The organism is Streptomyces sp. NPDC059456 (assembly GCF_042750055.1).
Classification (GTDB): Bacteria; Actinomycetota; Actinomycetes; order Streptomycetales; family Streptomycetaceae; genus Streptomyces.
On sequence record NZ_JBHYVA010001109.1, the window covers coordinates 1 to 1,394 of the forward strand.

General features: G+C 75.3%; 2 protein-coding genes. One reads left to right on the forward strand and one right to left on the reverse strand.

All coding sequences use genetic code 11. The features are described 5' to 3' along the window. Positions 1-64 precede the first annotated feature (64 nt). A complete protein-coding gene (locus tag ACFXA3_RS42530; RefSeq protein WP_385196899.1) occupies positions 65-274 on the reverse strand; it encodes a hypothetical protein in 210 nt (69 codons plus the stop codon). Between the two features lie 298 nt (positions 275-572). On the opposite strand from ACFXA3_RS42530, the gene ACFXA3_RS42535 reads away from it, so the two are divergent. Then, positions 573-1,370, forward strand: a complete 798-nt coding sequence (locus ACFXA3_RS42535; protein WP_385196901.1) for a hypothetical protein — start codon at positions 573-575, stop codon at positions 1,368-1,370. Positions 1,371-1,394: the final 24 nt, after the last annotated feature.

Below are 1,394 nucleotides of genomic sequence, written 5' to 3' on the forward strand. Positions count from 1 at the left end.
GGCCCCCGTAGAATCCTATGCCGGTGTTGACCGACCAGAGCACGCAGCTCTCGCAGTCGGCCACTCAGTCCCAGTGCCACTCCCCGCCCGGCCCGCAGTCCCCGGGGCCGGTCCCGATGATCCCGGGCGAGCCGGGGTGGGCCGCCCCCACGGGCCCCGGCGCGGGCGGCGGCGGAGCCGCGCCGGCCCCCGACGGGAGTACGAGGACGAGGGCCGGCGCGGCAGCGGCAACGGCGGCCGCGACAGCGGCCCACCGGATCCGGAGGTCGGGCATCGCGTCACGCTACGCAGCGCCGTGGCGCCCGCCGGGCCCGCCACGCGGCGCGCCCCGCGCGACACCCGGTCGGCCGAGCCGCCACCCCTGCCGGAAGCGGCCAGGAACGACCACCAACTGGGCGCATGCAAAAAACAGTTGGCACGAAAACAAAGCCCCGGTCCGACCGTTCACCCCTCCGGGGGCCCGGTTCGATTCCGTTCCCTCCAACGGCGTGACCCCGGCCGCCGCTCGACCGTTGAGCCCGGCGTGCCGGGAACCGCCCGGCCCGCGTTCGCCTAGTCCGAGGAGCCAGCCCGTGCCCCGCATGCTCGACGTCAGTGATGAGGTACGTGCCGAGATCGGTGACGAAGAAGCCGAGAGGCTGCTCACCGGCGACGACGCACCGCGCAGCTACGACTGCACCTCCTGCCGCACCCCCGGGGACCCCGAGACCGACCGCACCAGCACGGTGCTGTTCGTCGGCGAGGAGACGGCCGTCCTCGCCTTCGCCCACGCCGGCTGCATCCCCTCGCAGGTGGTGACCGTCTCCGAGGAGCAGCTCCAGGGCGCGGTCCGCAGCATCACCGGCGACGGCCCGGCCGGCGGCAACGCCCCGCAGAACGTGCCCGGCGGCCAGGCAGTCCTCGGCATCACCAGCGGGCTGGTCCTGATCGGCGGCGAGCTGCACCCCGCCCTCGTCGTGGAGCCGACCGCACCGATCGCCCGCCCCGGCACCACCGGTCCCGGCGACGACTTCCTGCCGCTCCTCATCGAGCAGGGCTTCATCCCGGTCACCGACACCGCCGAGCTGCCCTCCCCGCTCGGCGGCTGGTCCGTGCTGCTCGCCGCGGGCCAGCTGCACGCCGTGCTCCAGCCCGGCGCCGAGGGCGGCGGCCAGGTCGCCTGGTGGCAGGCGCACCAGGCGCTGTCGGTCACCGACGGCTGGCGGGCCGCCGTCAACAAGACCCAGCGCGTGCTGATCTACGCCGCGCCGGTCGGCTCCATCGGTCAGCAGCCCCGCGAGGACCTGCTGCGCGACGCCCTGGACAAGGCCGCCGCCGGCGGCAAGCTCGTGGCGGCCTCGATGCCGCTGGCGGGCACCTCCGGCGTCTGACGCCGGCAGGGACGTCCGATCGGC

What these genes read in the sequence shown, in the direction of transcription:
- ACFXA3_RS42530 (WP_385196899.1), bottom strand. Translation starts at nt 274, where the DNA reads ATGCCCGACCTCCGGATCCGGTGGGCCGCTGTCGCGGCCGCCGTTGCC.